The organism is Micromonospora sp. C95 (genome assembly GCF_018070465.1).
Taxonomy (GTDB): Bacteria; Actinomycetota; Actinomycetes; order Mycobacteriales; family Micromonosporaceae; genus Micromonospora.
This window is the reverse complement of the sequence record NZ_JAGPXT010000040.1, coordinates 23,873-39,680: the sequence shown is the minus strand read 5'-3', so window position 1 is coordinate 39,680 and position 15,808 is coordinate 23,873. Positions and strand designations below refer to the sequence as shown.

The 15,808-nt window shown below is 71.8% G+C and carries 16 protein-coding genes; 10 read left to right on the top strand and 6 right to left on the bottom strand.

Annotated features, from left to right (window positions below; all coding sequences use genetic code 11):
- Window positions 1-202 precede the first annotated feature (202 nt).
- The gene (locus KBX00_RS27325) at window positions 203-436 is read right to left on the bottom strand and encodes a hypothetical protein (RefSeq protein WP_093410327.1); all 234 of its coding nucleotides are present in this window, start codon (window positions 434-436) and stop codon (window positions 203-205) included.
- Window positions 437-680: 244 nt separating this feature from the next.
- Complete coding sequence (locus KBX00_RS27320; protein WP_210830935.1) at window positions 681-2,282, bottom strand: RNA polymerase sigma factor; 1,602 nt, start codon at window positions 2,280-2,282, stop codon at window positions 681-683.
- Between the two features lie 288 nt (window positions 2,283-2,570).
- Between KBX00_RS27320 and KBX00_RS27315 the strand changes: the two genes are divergently transcribed.
- Entirely contained in the window at window positions 2,571-3,392 is an 822-nt protein-coding gene (locus tag KBX00_RS27315) for an inositol monophosphatase family protein (RefSeq protein WP_210830934.1), read from the top strand.
- Between the two features lie 31 nt (window positions 3,393-3,423).
- Here KBX00_RS27315 and KBX00_RS27310 read toward each other — a convergent pair whose 3' ends face one another.
- On the bottom strand, window positions 3,424-3,939 hold the full coding sequence (locus KBX00_RS27310) for a LytR C-terminal domain-containing protein (RefSeq protein ID WP_210830938.1): 516 nt from the start codon (window positions 3,937-3,939) through the stop codon (window positions 3,424-3,426).
- A gap of 428 nt (window positions 3,940-4,367) precedes the next feature.
- On the opposite strand from KBX00_RS27310, the gene KBX00_RS27305 reads away from it, so the two are divergent.
- On the top strand, window positions 4,368-4,664 hold the full coding sequence (locus KBX00_RS27305) for a DUF4193 domain-containing protein (protein WP_007075406.1): 297 nt from the start codon (window positions 4,368-4,370) through the stop codon (window positions 4,662-4,664).
- 143 nt (window positions 4,665-4,807) lie between these two features.
- Complete coding sequence (locus KBX00_RS27300; RefSeq protein ID WP_210830933.1) at window positions 4,808-5,602, top strand: hypothetical protein; 795 nt, start codon at window positions 4,808-4,810, stop codon at window positions 5,600-5,602.
- 56 nt (window positions 5,603-5,658) lie between these two features.
- Here the strand turns inward: KBX00_RS27300 and KBX00_RS27295 are convergent, their stop codons facing one another.
- Window positions 5,659-6,150: a DUF3093 domain-containing protein gene (locus KBX00_RS27295; RefSeq protein WP_210830932.1), complete on the bottom strand. Its 492-nt coding sequence runs from the start codon at window positions 6,148-6,150 to the stop codon at window positions 5,659-5,661.
- A gap of 86 nt (window positions 6,151-6,236) precedes the next feature.
- Between KBX00_RS27295 and dut the strand changes: the two genes are divergently transcribed.
- The 4 genes from dut to KBX00_RS27275 all read left to right on the top strand — a co-directional run bounded on the left by dut (window position 6,237) and on the right by KBX00_RS27275 (window position 8,744).
- Window positions 6,237-6,767, top strand: a complete 531-nt coding sequence (dut, locus tag KBX00_RS27290) for a dUTP diphosphatase (protein WP_210830931.1) — start codon at window positions 6,237-6,239, stop codon at window positions 6,765-6,767.
- Window positions 6,764-7,435: a DUF3710 domain-containing protein gene (locus KBX00_RS27285; RefSeq protein ID WP_210830930.1), complete on the top strand. Its 672-nt coding sequence runs from the start codon at window positions 6,764-6,766 to the stop codon at window positions 7,433-7,435. Before dut ends, KBX00_RS27285 begins: the two co-directional genes overlap by 4 nt.
- Window positions 7,436-7,609: 174 nt before the next feature.
- Window positions 7,610-7,990: an OB-fold nucleic acid binding domain-containing protein gene (locus tag KBX00_RS27280; protein ID WP_164445569.1), complete on the top strand. Its 381-nt coding sequence runs from the start codon at window positions 7,610-7,612 to the stop codon at window positions 7,988-7,990.
- 31 nt (window positions 7,991-8,021) lie between these two features.
- On the top strand, window positions 8,022-8,744 hold the full coding sequence (locus tag KBX00_RS27275) for a DUF3159 domain-containing protein (RefSeq protein ID WP_210830929.1): 723 nt from the start codon (window positions 8,022-8,024) through the stop codon (window positions 8,742-8,744).
- A 75-nt stretch (window positions 8,745-8,819) separates the two neighbouring features.
- Here the strand turns inward: KBX00_RS27275 and KBX00_RS27270 are convergent, their stop codons facing one another.
- Both KBX00_RS27270 and KBX00_RS27265 read right to left on the bottom strand, forming a co-directional pair.
- Window positions 8,820-9,509 (bottom strand): TrkA family potassium uptake protein, encoded by a 690-nt coding sequence (locus tag KBX00_RS27270; protein WP_170863613.1) that lies wholly within the window; start codon window positions 9,507-9,509, stop codon window positions 8,820-8,822.
- Between the two features lie 2 nt (window positions 9,510-9,511).
- Entirely contained in the window at window positions 9,512-10,174 is a 663-nt protein-coding gene (locus KBX00_RS27265) for a TrkA family potassium uptake protein (protein ID WP_210830928.1), read from the bottom strand.
- Between the two features lie 152 nt (window positions 10,175-10,326).
- Between KBX00_RS27265 and KBX00_RS27260 the strand changes: the two genes are divergently transcribed.
- The 3 genes from KBX00_RS27260 to dxs all read left to right on the top strand — a co-directional run bounded on the left by KBX00_RS27260 (window position 10,327) and on the right by dxs (window position 15,696).
- Complete coding sequence (locus KBX00_RS27260; protein ID WP_210830927.1) at window positions 10,327-12,375, top strand: APC family permease; 2,049 nt, start codon at window positions 10,327-10,329, stop codon at window positions 12,373-12,375.
- Window positions 12,372-13,592 carry a class I SAM-dependent RNA methyltransferase gene (locus tag KBX00_RS27255; protein WP_210830926.1) on the top strand — a complete coding sequence of 407 codons (1,221 nt, stop codon included), beginning with the start codon at window positions 12,372-12,374 and terminating at the stop codon, window positions 13,590-13,592. Before KBX00_RS27260 ends, KBX00_RS27255 begins: the two co-directional genes overlap by 4 nt.
- Window positions 13,593-13,749: 157 nt before the next feature.
- A complete protein-coding gene (gene dxs, locus KBX00_RS27250) occupies window positions 13,750-15,696 on the top strand; it encodes a 1-deoxy-D-xylulose-5-phosphate synthase (protein WP_210830925.1) in 1,947 nt (648 codons plus the stop codon).
- Window positions 15,697-15,808: the final 112 nt, after the last annotated feature.

Here is a 15,808-nt window from a genome sequence, read left to right as displayed (position 1 = left end):
CTCCCACCCGCCCCCTCCCACCGCCCCCGTCGGGTTGATCATGAAGTTGTTGTGGTGGGTAAGCGCTTGCCGGGGCAATAACTTCATGATCGGCCCGGGGGTTGGGGTTCGGGCCTGGTGGGGTTGGTCCGGGTGTGCGAAAAGCCGGCCGGAGACATCCTGGGGATGTCTCCGGCCGGCTTTTTGTCGGGTTGCTGAGCCCTCAGTTGGCCATCAGGTCAGCGCCGCGCCAGGTGAACTCCGGGTCCGTCGCGTACCGTACGGTGATCTTGACGAGATCCTCGGCGTACTTGTTGGCGTGGTGCCCACAGAACACCAGCTCACTGCCACCCGCCAGGGTGATCCGGAGCTTGCCGGCGGCATTGCAGCGGTCGCACCGTTCATCGGCGGCCGGGGGGCTCACCGTCTCGGGCGGCGGCGTGAGGGTCGGGGTCATCGCCTTCCTCCTCTGGTCGTCACCGATGAACACTCTCTTCGGTCTTGGTCACCTATCGTGCAACACCCTTGTCGGGCCTCGCCTTCCCTGTGTGCCCGCGGGGGACCGAGGTCACACCTGGCACGGACAGTGTGCCGTGCACCCAGGGTGCCACGTCAACGATCACATTCGTGCAACCACCTGATCACCTTCCGACCTTGTACAACAGGTGATCAAAACGGCACGATCAGTTGACGGACGCTGATCAGTCGAGGTAGTCGCGGAGCACCTGGGAACGCGAGGGATGCCGGAGTTTGGACATCGTCTTGGATTCGATCTGCCGGATCCGCTCGCGGGTCACTCCGTAGACCTGACCGATCTCGTCCAGGGTACGCGGTTGGCCGTCGGTCAGCCCGAACCGGAGCCGCACCACACCCGCCTCACGCTCGGACAACGTCTGCAGCACCTGCTGGAGCTGGTCCTGAAGCAGGGAGAACGAGACCGCGTCGACGGCGACCACCGCCTCCGAGTCCTCGATGAAGTCACCGAGCTGGCTGTCGCCCTCGTCACCGATGGTCTGGTCGAGCGAGATGGGCTCCCGGGCGTACTGCTGGATCTCCAGCACCTTCTCCGGTGTGATGTCCATCTCCTTGGCCAACTCCTCCGGCGTGGGCTCCCGGCCCAGATCCTGGAGCAGCTCGCGCTGTATCCGGCCCAGCTTGTTGATCACCTCGACCATGTGGACCGGGATGCGGATGGTGCGGGCCTGGTCGGCCATGGCGCGGGTGATGGCCTGTCGGATCCACCAGGTGGCGTAGGTGGAGAACTTGTAGCCCTTGGTGTAGTCGAACTTCTCGACGGCGCGGATGAGGCCGAGGTTGCCTTCCTGGATGAGGTCGAGGAAGGCCATGCCCCGGCCCGTGTACCGCTTCGCCAGCGAGACGACCAGGCGGAGGTTCGCCTCCAGCAGGTGGTTCTTGGCCCGCTCACCGTCCCGGGAGATCCACAACAGGTCGCGCTGCATGTCCCGGGCGAGCTTCTCCTCACCCTCGTCGGCGGCCCGCAGCCGCTCGGCGGCGTAGAGCCCGGCCTCGATCCGCTTCGCCAGCTCCACCTCCTGCTCGGCGTTGAGCAGCGGAACCTTGCCGATCTGCTTGAGGTACGCCCGGACCGAGTCCGCCGAGGCGGTCAGCTCGGCGTCCCGACGCGCCTGCTTGAGCGCCTCGGACTCTTCGTCGTCCCACTCGAAGTCGTTGTCGGTGGCGGAGTTCGCCGCGTCGGCCGCGGCGGCCTGGGCCAGCTCCGCCGGCTCCTCGACCACCACGTCCTCGATCTCTGCGGCGAGTTCCTCGGGGTTGACCTCACCCTCGGTGGCCTCGCCCTCGGCGCCGTTGGCCGGTTTCGCGGCGCCCGCCGCAGCGGCCACGGTGGCCTTGGTGGCCCGGGTGGACTTCTTGGCCGGCGCGACGGCCTTGGCGGCCACTGCCGCGGTGGTCCCGGCAGCCTTGCGCGAGGTCGCCTTCCGGGGCGCCGGTGCCGATGCCTCCTCGGCCGCGGGTGCCTGCTTCGGAGCGGGCGCGGCCGCCTTCTTGGTGGTCTTGGCGGTGGTGGCCCGGGACGCGGGGGTGGCGGACCGGGCCGCGGCGACCCGTCGGCGGGTGCTGGCCGAGCCGTCGACCACGACGGTCACCCCGGCCTCGGAGAGCGCCCGCAGGATCTTCTTGGCCTGGGCCGGAGTCACCTCGGCGGACTCGACGGTGCGCGCGAGCTGGGCCGACGTGAGCTGGCCGCCAGCGCTCTGTGCGTGGGCGATCAAGGTGTCGGTGAGCGAGCGAACGTCGGCGCCGGTCTGGCGGGGTTCTGTCACGAATGACCTTCCGGAGGCGAAGAGCGAGCACGGCCGGGTTCGTCCGACGCAGCGTAGGGGCACCGCGCCGAGCGATGTGGTTGAGGAACCCCCGTGTCCCGGGCCGGCCGGCTGTCGGGCGGCCCGTGGCGCGTGGGCAGGGGTGAATTGTAACGCCGTCTGCGGCGATCATCCTGCGCCGCACGGCTGATCGGCGGTCGGGACCACCGATTCGGTGCGCTTTTGGACTTTGTAAGGATGATACCCGCGCGGAAGCTGGATACCTGGCCGTGCGGGAAGGGAACGGATATGGAGCGCGCGGCGCCACCGCCACCACAACTGCTGGAAATCGCGATCGAGGTGGCCCGGGGCGCGGCGGCCACCGCACACCGGATGCGTACCGAGGGTGTCTCGGTCGCGGCGACCAAGAGCACCGTCACCGACGTGGTGACTGCGGCTGACCGGGCGGTGGAGCGCCAGATCACCGCCGAACTGCGCCGGCAGCGGCCGGACGACGCCGTGCTGGGCGAGGAGTACGGTGCCGCGGCGAGTGGCGAGGGACCGCGTCCGCGGGTGCGGTGGATCGTCGATCCGATCGACGGCACGGTCAACTACCTGTACGGCCTGACGCACTGCGCGGTGTCGATCGCCGCCGAGGTGGACGGCGAGGTGGTGGCGGGTGTGGTGCGCAACATCCACACCGACGAGGAGTGGACCGCGACCGCCGGCGGGGGCGCCTGGCGCGACGGTCGACGGCTGCACTGCTCCGCCGAGACCGATCTCGGTCAGGCGCTGGTGATCACCGGCTTCGGCTACGACGCCGCCCGCCGGGTGCACCAGGCCAGGGTGCTTGCCGAGCTGATTCCGCAGGTGCGCGACATCCGCCGCCTCGGCGCCGCGGCCGTCGATCTCTGCCTGGTCGCCGAGGGGCGGGCCGACGCCTACTACGAGAAGGGTCTGGCCGCCTGGGACCAGGCCGCCGGGGCACTGGTGGCCACCGAGGCCGGTCTGCGGGTCGGCGGGCTCAAGGGGCTGGCCCCTGGGCCGGAGATGGTGGTCGCCGCCCCGCCGGCGCTGTTCGACGCATTGCACGACCGCCTGGCCGCCCTGGACGCCTCCGGCGGCCCCTGAGGCCGTACGGGCCCGCTCGATGACCCGGTGGTCAGCCCTCGACCGCCATCGGGCAGGAACCCGGCGGGGCGACCGGGGCGCCCAGGTCGCCCAGCGACTGGTTGACCTCGGTGGTGGTGGCCAACTGCTGGAAGCCGCCGCCGAGGACCACGTCGACGACGTCGTCCTCGCGCTTGGGGTTGTACTCCAACTCGGCGTCGCCGAGGAAGTACGCCCGCAACAGGTGCGCCGAGCCGACCCCCTTGGGCCCGTAGCGCAGCACCGCGACGTCGTCGATCTTCTTCTTCTGGGTGGCTTCCTTCTGCACCTGGAAGTCGCGGTTGCGGAAGTCGTCCCCGGCGTCGGCGGCCAGGCCGGGGCGGTCCGTGCCGTTGAGCACGTTGATCTTGACGTCCTTGTGGTCGCGCAGGGTGACGTCGGCGCGTGGCCAGTCGTCCGGACAACCCTCGCCGGCACCGGCGTTACTCTGGGTGTCCCTGACCACGGCCACGATCACGAGGACCAGGGCGACCACCGCCAGCATGCCGACGACAACGAGTGCTCGCACTCGCGCAAAGCTCATCTGGGCACTCCTGGGCAGTGTGGGTGGCGGCGGCCGGCGATCGGGCCGTTCCGTCGGCCGTCGGGTACGCCGCTGAGGTTAACGGGTGTCCGACCGTCGCGTGGAAACAGTCCGACATGCCGGCGCGCCACCGGAGAACGGGGTAGTACTACCCCTATCTTCGTGTCGCCTGAGTCACATTGGGAACAACTTCCCGTGCAGGGGCGTACATCTCAGCCACGAGGGCGGTATACATGCCTCGCCCAAAGGGGGGGTAGGGTTCCGCGCTCGCCGGGGAGATCCTCTGGCGGTCTGGTCCGAGCGGTCGTCGGGTCAGGTGGCCGACACTAGCGGTGGCCGGCCAGCGGAACCGAAACAGCGTCGTCCGGCGTTACAACCGGAAGCGACAACATCGAAATGGGAGAGTGAAACCGATGGCCACCGACTACGACGCTCCGCGCCGAGACGAGGTCGACCTCGGCGAGGACAGCCTGGAAGAGCTCAAGGCCCGGCGCGTCGACTCGCAGTCGGGCGCCGTGGACGTCGACGAGGCCGAAGTGGCTGAGAGCTTCGAGTTGCCCGGCGCCGACCTTGCCGACGAGGAACTGACGGTCAAGGTGCTACCGATGCAGCAGGACGAGTTCCGCTGTGCCCGTTGCTTCCTGGTGCATCACCGCAGCCAGCTCGCGGTGGAACGCAACGGCGAGCTGATCTGCCGAGAGTGCGTCTGACCGCAGGGCAACGACCACGACCATGGCGGCGACTCCCGAGTGGAGTCGCCGCCGCCCGGCTCGGCGAGCGCGCCGCCGTGCAACCTGGTTGACTCGATAGCCATGAGCGAGCGAATCGGCGGGCGCGGCGCCGTGGTGCGGTCGTGAGCGGGGACAGCGAGCGCACCGAGGACCGGGACGAGCTGGGGAAGACCGTCGCGGCGCTGACCGCCGACGAGATCGAGCCGGCGAGACGGCGTCAACTGCTCACCCGACTGGCCGGGCAGGCGCGGGCCCGGGGGATCGGCGACCTGTTCAAGCCGAGGGCCGCGCTGCGCTGGATGGTGGACACCGTCGCGGAGATCGCCCCGCACGTGCCGGTCCGGGATCTGGCCACCCTGCGCCGACACTTTCCCGGGCTGTCCGACGAGGAACTGGCCGACCGGCTGGTCCGCAACGCGTCCCGGGCCACGGCGGGGGTCGGCGCAGCCGGCGGTGGAGCCTCGGCGGTGCAGTGGACGGTGACACCGACCCTGCTGTCGGCTCCGGTACTGCTCGCCGCCGAGACGGTCGCGGTGGTGGCGGTGGAGCTGAAGTTGACCGGTGAGCTGCACGAGGTCTACGGCGTACCGCTGCCGGCCGGCGGCACCGAGCGGACGGTCGCGTTGGTGCAGGCCTGGGCCAGCCAGCGCGGCGTCAACCCGATGATGCCCGGCGTCGGCGTGGGTGCCGTGCTGGGCACGGCCGCCCGGAACGAGCTGCGGGACACGCTGCTCAAGCGCTTCGGCCGTAACCTCACCACGCTTGGCCCCTTCCTCACCGGAGCCGCGGTGGCGAGTTACCTGAACCGGCGAGCGACCCGGACGCTGGCCGACCAGCTCCGCACCGACCTGCGCCGGCAGCGGCGCGGCCTGCCCGGTGCGCCACCCGCTCCGCCCGCCCTGCCCGGTTCGTCCTGACGCCGCCGCGCCGTCGGTGCACTCCGCGCGAAGCCGGTGACCGGTGGCGGGTCGGATCAGCGGGCCGCGTCCCGCGCGGCGAGCAGCGCCTCCGCCAGCTCGACCGGGCGCCGGGAACTGACCACCCAGAACGGCGTGGGGTCGGCCGGATCGTTCAGGACCACCTGGACGGCACCGGGGATCCACGGGCGCTGGACGACGAACGCCAGCGGATCGGCGCCGACACCGAGTACCTCACGCCGCCCGGCGGCGTCCAGTGCGACGGCGTCGGCGACGAACCGGACCGGCAGCCGGGCGTCGTCGACCCGCAGCTGCGCATCGGTCACCGCGATCCGGATCCGGCCCAGCCACGCCAGCCCGGCCACAGCGGCCGGCAGCAGCACCGCGAACGGGAGCCAGGCGCGGGCACCGGCCGCGCCCATCCACAACTCCACGGCGAGCAGGGCGGCGGCCGCGAGCCCCGCGAGCCACAACCACCAGGGCAGCCGCAGACGCTCGGCGTACGCCGGGGGCGCCGAGACGGACGAAGGTGACGCTGACTGGCTCACTCGTGCCAGGGTACGGCGCGGCGGACCTCGGGGACCGGGCAGGATGACAGGGTCACCCCCAGCGGAACGGACGAAAGAGGGACATCGTGACCGACGTGGTGCCCGTGCCGGTTCGGCGGCTCGATCCCGAGCTGCCGATGCCGGCGTACGCCCATCCCGGTGACGCCGGTGCCGATCTGGTGGCGGCCGCCGACGTGGAGCTGCCACCGGGCGGTCGGGCGCTGGTGCCGACCGGCGTGGCGATCGCGCTGCCCGAGGGGTACGTGGGCCTGGTCCATCCTCGATCGGGGCTCGCGGCCAGACTCGGCGTGACGGTGCTCAACGCGCCCGGTACGGTCGACGCCGGCTACCGGGGTGAGATCCTGGTCAACCTGATCAACCACGATCGGGCCGCGGCGGTGAAGATCTCCCGGGGTGATCGGATCGCGCAGCTGATCGTGCAGCGGGTGGAACGAGCGATCTTCCAGCCGGTGGTCGAGCTGCCCGCGTCCGGACGCGGGACCGGCGGGCACGGCTCCACCGGCGGGCACGCCGGGCTGGTACCGCCGCCGGACACGGACGGCGCGAACGGAAAAGATGGCACCGTGAGTGCGAACAGCGGAGGTTGGACGCAGTGATCTTCTCCCGAAAGCGGGCCGCGGGACGGCACGCCCTTGACGAGCGGGCCACGAACGTGCCCGCGACCGCCGAGGACGTACCGTCGGTCCCGGCGGAGCCGGCGCGCGGGCCGTACGACGTCACCGAGGCCCCGGCCGAGGTGCACCGACTCGACCTGGGCAGCCTGCAGATCCCGACGTTGCCCGAGGTCGAGGTCCGGGTGCAGGCCGACCAGCAGGGGGTGGTCCAGCAGGTCGTGCTGGTGCACGGCCAGAGCGCGCTGCAACTCGGTGTCTTCGCCGCCCCGCGGTCCGAGGGAATCTGGCCCGAGGTGCGCGAGGAGATCCGCCAGTCGCTGTTGGCCGACGGTGCCACCGCGCAGGAGGTCACCGGTGAGTACGGCACCGAGCTGCACGCCCGGGTACGCACCGAGGACGGCCTGACCGATCTGCGGTTCCTCGGCATCGACGGCCCGCGCTGGATGGTCCGCGCGGTCTACCAGGGCGCGGCGGCCACCGATCCGTCCGCCGCCGGCCCGTTGGCCCACTGCCTGGACGGGCTGGTCGTCGACCGGGGCGTGGAGGCCAAGCCGGTACGTGAGCCACTGCCGCTGCGGTTGCCCCGCGAGGCGGGCGACGCCGCAGCGGCCGGACCGGCAGACGCCGCCTCGGCACCCGGGAACCGCTGATCGGCCGCCGGCCGGCTCGGTGCCCGCGCGGCTGCTCGGATGGCCGCAGGAGCGCTTCCGGTGCGCCGGGAACGCCCTGTCCGGCGTACGCTGGCGGGTGCCGTTGCGGCAGTCGTCCGGCGGCGGTGGCTGCCGGTGCCAGCCGGCCGGGGTGGAGAGGGTGACGCGGAGCACATGACCACCGACGAGGGTCGGGGTTCGCTGCGGCGGATGTTGCGACGGCTGACCGCGAGCGAGGCCGAGATCGAGGCGCAGCAGCTGCAGCGGGAGAGTGCCCGCTGTGGCGCGATGCCGGTGTTGCAGTGCGGGCGGGGGCAGGTGGTCTCGGTGAGCGGCCGGCTGCGTACCGTCGTCTACACCCCGCGCACGAACCTGCCGGCGCTGGAGGCGGATCTCTACGACGGCAGCGACGTCGTGACCCTGGTCTGGCTCGGGCGGCGGCACATCGTCGGCATCGAGCCGGGGCGGCACCTGACCGCCCGGGGTCGGGTCGCGGTGCGCGACGACCGCAAGGTGATCTACAACCCGTACTACGAGCTGGAGCCGTCGAAGTGAAGCTGCGGGCGTTGCGGATGGACAGCGGGCGATGACGACCGGACAACACCCGGCGATCCAGCCGGAGACCGGGCCGGTGGACGAGGAGCGGCTGCCCACCGTCGCCGAGCAGATGGCCGACCAGCTCGGCGGCTGGCGAGGGCTGGCCGAGTCCAGCATCCCGGTGGTGGTCTTCGTGATCGCCAACATCCTCACCGACCTGCGGCCGGCGGTGATCGCGTCGGTGGCGGTGGCGCTGTTGATCGGCGGCCTGCGGCTGGCCCAGCGCCGGCCGGTGCGGCACGCGGTCAACGGGCTGTTCGGCATCGGGATCGGCGCCGCCATCGCCTGGCGTACCGGCGACGCGCGCGACTTCTACCTGCCGGGGATCCTCTACGGCATCGGCTACGGCCTGGCCCTGCTGCTGTCGGCGGTGATCCGGCAGCCGCTGGTCGGCTGGATCTGGTCGGTGCTGGTGGCCAAGGGCAGCTCGCAGTGGCGCGACGACCCCCTGCTGGTCCGCACCTTCACCCGGCTGACCGTGCTGTGGGGAGTCGTCTGGCTGGCCAAGGTGGGCGTGCAGGCCGGCATCTACCTGGCGGCCCGCCGGTTCGACCAGCTCGGCGACGAGGCCGCCGCCGCCGACATGGAGACCGCCCTCGGGGTGGCGCGGCTGGCCCTGGGCTACCCGCCGTACGTACTGCTGTTGCTGATCACCGTCTGGACGGTGCGCCGGGTGACCCGCGAGCGCCCGACGGAGCCGCTGCCGAGCTGAGCCGCCGCCCACGGCGATCTGCCCGGTCGGCCGGATCGCCGCCGACGGCTGCGCGGCTCGGCCGGGCAGCGGCGGTCAGCGTGATTCGCGGGTGCGTTCGACGCTGTCCGGGCCGAGCACCACCGCGCGTACGGCGTCCTCCACCTCGGCGGTGCAGACGAAGACCAGCTCGTCGCCGGCCTCGAGCGGGTCGTCCGGGCTGGGCACCAGGACGCGCTTACCGCGCAGGATCGCCACCAGTGCGGAATCCCGGGGCAGCGGCACCTCGCGCAGCGGGTGCCCGACATAGGGCGCGGTCGGCGGCAGGGTGATCTCGACCAGGTTCGCCTCGCCCTGCCGGAACGTCATCAGCCGGACCAGGTCGCCGACGGTCACCGCCTCCTCGACCAGTGCGGCCATCACCCGGGGCTTGCTGACCGCCACGTCCACGCCCCACTGCTCGGTGAACAGCCACTCGTTCTCGGCCCGGTTGACCCGGGCGACCACCCGGGGCACCGCGAACTCGGTCTTGGCCAGCAGCGAGACCACCAGGTTGACCTTGTCGTCGCCGGTGGCCGCGACCACCACGTCGCAGCCGGCCAGCTCGGCCTCCTCCAGGCTGGTCAGCTCGCAGGCGTCGGCCAGCACCCACTCGGCGTCCGGCACCCGGGCCGGCCGGAGCATCCGGGGCTGCCGCTCGATGAGCATGACCTGATGGCCGTTCTCGATCAGCTCCTGGGCGATGGAGCGGCCGACGTTGCCCGCGCCGGCGATGGCGACCCGCATGATCACTGACCCCCTTCCGGCGTCGCCGCCACGGACGTGACCGCCGCCACCATGTCGTCGGTGACCAGCATGAAGATCTGGTCACCCTCCTGCACCACGCTGGAGACGGTGGGCAGCGTGCCGATGCCGAAGCGGATCAGGTACGCCACCCGGGCCCCGGTCGCCTCCTCCAGGGCCCGCACCGGACGGCCGATCCAGTCCTTGTGCACCGGCACCTCGACGATCGAGACGGTGCTGGTGGGGTCGCGGAAGATCTCCACGTTGCCCTCGGGCAGCAGGTGCCGCAGCATCCGGTCGGCCGTCCACCGGACGGTGGCCACGGTGGGGATGCCCAGCCGTTCGTAGACCTGCGCGCGGCGCTGGTCGTAGATACGAGCCGCGACCCGGACCACGCCGAAGGTCTCGCGGGCCAACCGAGCCGAGATGATGTTGGAGTTGTCGCCGCTGGAGACGGCGGCGAAGGCGTCGGCCCGCTCGATGCCGGCCTGGCGCAGCACGTCGCCGTCGAAGCCGGCCCCGGTGACCGTGACCCCGGCGAAGTCGGGCCGCAGCCGGCGGAAGGCGTCCGCGTCCTGGTCGATGACCGCCACCGAGTGCCCCCGGGTCTCCAGGTTGTGAGCCAGGGTCGAGCCAACTCGGCCACAACCCATGATCACGACATGCACGCTGCCTCCCACGGTGCGTACCGCTGCGCCTCGTCGCCTGCGAGCCTGCCACGTCGGGGCGGCGGCCGGGGACCGACGGTACTCCCGCGTCCGATGGGCGCATACCCGGCCACCCCACGTGCCCGTCGCCGGTGGTCGTACGCTTTGCCGTTGTGGCCCGATCCACCTCCCTGCTGAAGCGGCTGCTCGTCGGCCGGCCGTTCCGGTCCGACCGGCTCAAGCACACCCTGCTGCCGAAGCGCATCGCGCTGCCCGTCTTCGCCTCGGACGCGCTGTCGAGCGTGGCGTACGCGCCGGACGAGATCCTGCTGATGCTCTCCATCGCGGGTGCCTCGGCGTTCGTGTTCTCACCGTGGGTCGCCCTCGGCGTGGTCGTGGTCATGCTGACCGTGGTGGCCAGCTACCGCCAGAACGTGCACGCCTACCCCTCCGGCGGCGGCGACTACGAGGTGGCCACGGTGAACCTCGGCCCGCGCGCCGGGGTGGGGGTGGCCAGCGCGCTGCTTGTCGACTACGTGCTCACCGTCGCGGTGTCGGTCTCCTCCGGGGTGGCAAACCTCGGCTCGGTGATTCCCTTCGTGGCGACCCACAAGGTGCTCATCGCGGTCTCCGCCGTGGTGCTGCTGACCGCGGTCAACCTGCGCGGGATCAAGGAGGCGGGCAGCGCGTTCGCCATCCCGACGTACGGCTTCATGATCGTCATCATCGGCATGATCCTCACCGGGCTGGTCCGGGTCGTCGTGCTCGGCGAGGACCTGCGCGCTCCCAGCGCCGATCTGGTCATCGCCGCCGAGTGGCACGACACCACCGGCTGGGCGATGGCGTTCCTGCTGCTGCGTAGCTTCTCCTCCGGGTGCGCCGCGCTCACCGGTGTGGAGGCGATCTCCAACGGGGTGCCGGCGTTCAAGGCGCCGAAGAGCCGTAACGCCGCCACCACGCTGCTGATGCTCGGCCTGGTCGCGGTCACCATGCTGGTCGGCATCGTCTGGCTGGCCCGGCTCACCGGGCTGCAGTTCGTCGAGAACCCCGCCCTGCAGATCGTCTCCGGCCCGGAGGGGTACGTGCAGAAGACGGTCACCGCGCAACTCGGTGAGACGATCTTCGGACCGGGGTCGGTGCTGCTGTTCCTGGTCGTCGGAGTGACCGCGACGATCCTGTTCGTGGCCGCCAACACGGCCTTCACCGGCTTTCCGGTGCTCGGCTCGATCCTCGCCCAGGACCGCTACCTGCCCCGCCAACTGCACACCCGGGGTGACCGGCTCGCCTTCTCCAACGGGATCCTCTTCCTGGCCGGCTTCGCGATCCTGCTGATCATCGTGTTCCAGGCCGAGGTGACCAAGCTCATCCAGCTCTACATCGTGGGGGTCTTCGTCTCGTTCACCCTCTCCCAGGCCGGGATGATCCGGCACTGGAACCGGCTGCTGCGCACCGAGCGGGATCCGGAGGTGCGTCGTCGGATGCTCCGGTCCCGGGCGATCAACAGCTTCGGCATGGCGATGACCGCAGCGGTGCTGGTGATCGTGCTGATCACCAAGTTCCTGCTCGGCGCCTGGATCGCCATCGTCGCGATGGGGCTGATCTACGGGCTGATGCTGGCCATCCGCCGACACTACGACCGGGTGGCCGTCGAACTCGCCCCGGACGACGGGCGGCCGGTGCTACCGGCCCGCAACCACGCGATCGTGCTGGTCAGCAAGCTGCACCAACCCACGTTGCGGGCGGTGGCGTACGCGCAGGCCACTCGACCGGACACCCTCACCGCGGTGACCGTCAACGTCGACGACCACGACACCCGGCAGTTGCAGGCCGACTGGGACCGCCGCGGAGTGCCGATTCCGCTGACCGTGATCGACTCGCCGTACCGGGAGATCACCCGTCCGATCCTGAACTACGTGGCCGGGGTCCGCCGGGAGTCGCCGCGCGACGTGGTCACGGTCTTCATTCCGGAGTACGTCGTGGGCCGCTGGTGGGAGAACCTGCTGCACAACCAGAGCGCGCTGCGGCTCAAGGGGCGGTTGCTGTTCGAACCGGGCGTGATGGTGACGAGCGTGCCGTGGCAGCTCGCCTCGACGGCCGGCAAGGATCTGGACCGGATGGACGCCACGCTCGGCCGGGGACCGGTCCGTGGCCCCCGGGTCGCACCACGCGCCACCCTGCCGCCGCCGGTGGAGCGCGAATCGTCGGGCGGGGAGGCCCGGTGAGCGGACTTGAGGAGGCCGAGCGGGTCGAGCTGACCGTGGCGGCGGTCGCCCCCGGGGGACACTGCGTGGCCCGGGTGAACGGCCAGGTGGTCTTCGTCCGGCACGCCCTGCCGGGTGAGCGGGTGCTGGCCGAGGTGACCGAGGTGCACCGGGGTTTCGTCCGGGCCGACGCGGTCACCGTGCTGGCGGCGGCCCCGGACCGGGTCGACCCGCCCTGCCCGTACGCCCGGCCGGGTCGCTGTGGCGGCTGCGACCTGCAACACGTCGCCCCGGAGGCGCAGCTGCGCTGGAAGGCCGCAGTGGTCCGCGAGCAGCTCATCCGCCTCGGCGGGCTGGACGAGGCCGGCTGCGACGCGCTGGGCCTGCGGGTGGCGGCGCTGCCGGGTGGCCCGCTCGGCTGGCGTTCCCGGGTCCGCTACGCGGTCGACGCGGCGGGTCGCGCCGGGCTGCTCAAGCACCGCTCCCACGAGGTGGTGCCGGTCGACCGCTGCCTGATCGCTCATCCGGCCATCCAGCAGCTGCCGGTGCTCACCGCCGCCGGGGTGAGCTGGCCGGACGCCGAGGCGGTGGAGACCGTCGCCAGTACCGGCGGGGACGTGGCGGTGACCGCCGTGGCGGCCGGGGCCGGTCGGCGGGTCAGCGGTCCGGAACGGGTCCGGGAGCGGGCCGCCGGCCGGGAGTGGGTACTGCCCACCTCGTCGTTCTGGCAGGTGCACCCCGCCGCCGCGGACACCCTTGTCGACGCGGTGCTGGAGCTGACCGACCCGCGACCGGGGGAGCGGGCCTGGGATCTCTACGGTGGCGCCGGCCTGTTCGCCGCCGCGCTGGCCGCCCGGGTGGGCACGACCGGGCGGGTCACCCTGGTCGAGGCGGCCGGCGACGGCGTCGCGGCGGCCCGGGAGAACCTGCGCGACCTGCCCGCCGTCGAGGTGGTGGCGGCCCGGGTGGAGACCGCCCTGGCCCGTCGCCGGATCACCGGGCCGGTCGACGTGGTGGTGCTCGACCCGCCCCGGACCGGCGCCGGGGCGCGGGTGGTACGCGACGTGGTGGCCGCCGGGCCGCGTGCGGTGACCTACGTCGCCTGTGATCCGGCGGCGTTCGCCCGGGACCTGCGGGTCTTCACCGAGCTGGGTTGGCGCTTGGCGGCGTTGCGCGGGTACGACCTGTTTCCGATGACCCGGCACGTGGAGCTGGTCGGGCTGCTGGTGCCGGCCTGACCGGCCGGGCGCCCGTCCGGTGGTCGGCGTGGCTGGGGCCGCCGGGTGAAGACATGTCGCCGCGCCGGCTACGGGTGCGGGGCTGACCAGGTGCTCAGGATCAGTGGTCACCGCGCCCGGGCTGCGAGGTGCGCGCGGGCCGATAGACTCTGCGGTCATGAGTGTTGAAGAGGACACGGCCAACCACGGCCGGCTGCTGGCCACGGTGCACGGTCCCCAGGACGTCAAGCGGATGTCCGCCACCGAACTGGACATCCTCGCCGCCGAGATCCGCGACTTCCTGATCGCCAAGGTGTCGCGTACCGGTGGGCACATCGGGCCCAACCTGGGCGTGGTGGAACTCACCCTGGCCCTGCACCGGGTCTTCGACTCTCCCCGGGACCGGCTGCTGTTCGACACCGGCCACCAGGCGTACGTGCACAAGATCGTCACCGGTCGGCAGGGCGGGTTCGACCAGCTACGCCAGCGGGGCGGGCTCTCCGGCTACCCCAACCAGGCCGAGAGCGAACACGACCTCATCGAGAACTCGCACGCCTCGACCGCCCTGTCGTACGCCGACGGGCTGGCCAAGGCGTACGCGCTGCGTGGCGAGTCGCGCAGCGTCGTCGCAGTGGTGGGCGACGGGGCACTGACCGGCGGAATGTGCTGGGAGGCGCTGAACAACATCGCCGCCACCGACAACCCGCTGGTCATCGTGGTCAACGACAACGGCCGCTCGTACGCGCCGACGATCGGCGGCCTGGCCCACCACCTCTCGACGCTGCGGCTCAACCCCGGCTACGAGAAGGTGCTGGACGCCGTCAAGGACGCCCTCGGCTCGACCCCGCTGGTCGGCAAGCCGATGTACGAGGTGCTGCACGCGGTCAAGAAGGGCATCAAGGACGCGGTCGCCCCGCAGGCGATGTTCGAGGACCTCGGCATCAAGTACGTCGGCCCGGTCGACGGGCACGACCTCGCCGCCGTCGAGACCGCCCTGCGGGCGGCGAAGAACTTCGGCGGCCCGGTCATCGTGCACGCGGTGACCCGCAAGGGCTACGGCTACCGCCCCGCCGAGGAGGACGAGGCGGACTGCTTCCACAGCCCCGGCGCCTTCGACATCACCGACGGCAAGGCCACCGCCGCGCCGTCGGTGAAGTGGACCCACGTCTTCGCCGACGAGCTGGTGGCGATCGCGGACGAGCGGCCCGACGTGGTGGGCATCACCGCGGCCATGGCCGAGCCGACCGGCATCGCGAAGCTGGCCCGCAAGTACCCGGAGCGCACCTACGACGTGGGCATCGCCGAGCAGCATGCCGCCACCTCGGCGGCGGGCCTGGCCCTCGGTGGGTTGCACCCGGTGGTGGCGGTCTACGCGACCTTCCTCAACCGGGCGTTCGACCAGGTCCTGCTGGACGTGGCGATGCACCGGCTGCCGGTCACCTTCGTGCTGGACCGGGCCGGCATCACCGGCCCCGACGGGCCGAGCCACTACGGCATCTGGGACATGTCGGTCTTCGGGGTGGTGCCGGGCCTGCGGATCGCGGCGCCCCGGGACGCCGCGACGCTGCGCGAGGAACTGCGCGAGGCGGTCGCCGTCGACGACGGCCCGACGATCGTCCGCTTCCCGACCGGCGCGGTCGCCGCCGATCTGCCCGCCGTGCGGCGGGTCGGGTCGGTCGACGTGCTGGCGGAGTCGGCGCGTACCGACGTGCTGCTGGTGGCGGTGGGTGCCTTCGGCCAGCTCGGCATGGAGGTCGCCGCCCGGGTCGCCGAGCAGGGCTACGGGGTGACCGTGGTCGACCCGCGTTGGGTGCGTCCGGTCCCGGCGGAACTGGTCGAGCTGGCCACCGAGCACCGGCTGGTGGTCACCGTCGAGGACGGCGTCCGCTCCGGCGGGGTGGGCGACGCGCTCGCCAAGGCCATGCGCGACGCCGACGTCCGGGTGCCGCTGCGGGACCTGGGCGTGCCGCCCGGCTGGTACCCGCACGGCTCCCGCAACCAACTCCTGACCGACCTCGGCCTGACCGCCCAGGACGTGGCCCGCGACGTGACCGGCTGGATATCCCGCCTCGACACCGAGCCGGTCGACCCACCCCACCTCACCGCCAACCCCACCCGCAACTAATCCACCCACCCCTGCCTGTCCTACCTCCGCGCGGGTACCTCGCGGCGTTGATCATGAAGTTGTTGTCACTGCCTCCGGCGTGGCACGACAACAACTTCATGATCAACCCGGG

Bases quoted from the DNA above. Each gene is read 5' to 3' on its own strand.
- KBX00_RS27270 (WP_170863613.1), bottom strand. From the start codon at position 9,509: ATGCGGGTCGCCATCGCCGGCGCGGGCAACGTCGGCCGCTCCATCGCC.
- KBX00_RS27305 (WP_007075406.1), top strand. From the start codon at position 4,368: ATGGCCACCGACTACGACGCTCCGCGCCGAGACGAGGTCGACCTCGGC.
- dxs (WP_210830925.1), top strand. From the start codon at position 13,750: ATGAGTGTTGAAGAGGACACGGCCAACCACGGCCGGCTGCTGGCCACG.
- KBX00_RS27315 (WP_210830934.1), top strand. From the start codon at position 2,571: ATGGAGCGCGCGGCGCCACCGCCACCACAACTGCTGGAAATCGCGATC.
- KBX00_RS27280 (WP_164445569.1), top strand. From the start codon at position 7,610: ATGACCACCGACGAGGGTCGGGGTTCGCTGCGGCGGATGTTGCGACGG.
- KBX00_RS27325 (WP_093410327.1), bottom strand. From the start codon at position 436: ATGACCCCGACCCTCACGCCGCCGCCCGAGACGGTGAGCCCCCCGGCC.
- KBX00_RS27275 (WP_210830929.1), top strand. From the start codon at position 8,022: ATGACGACCGGACAACACCCGGCGATCCAGCCGGAGACCGGGCCGGTG.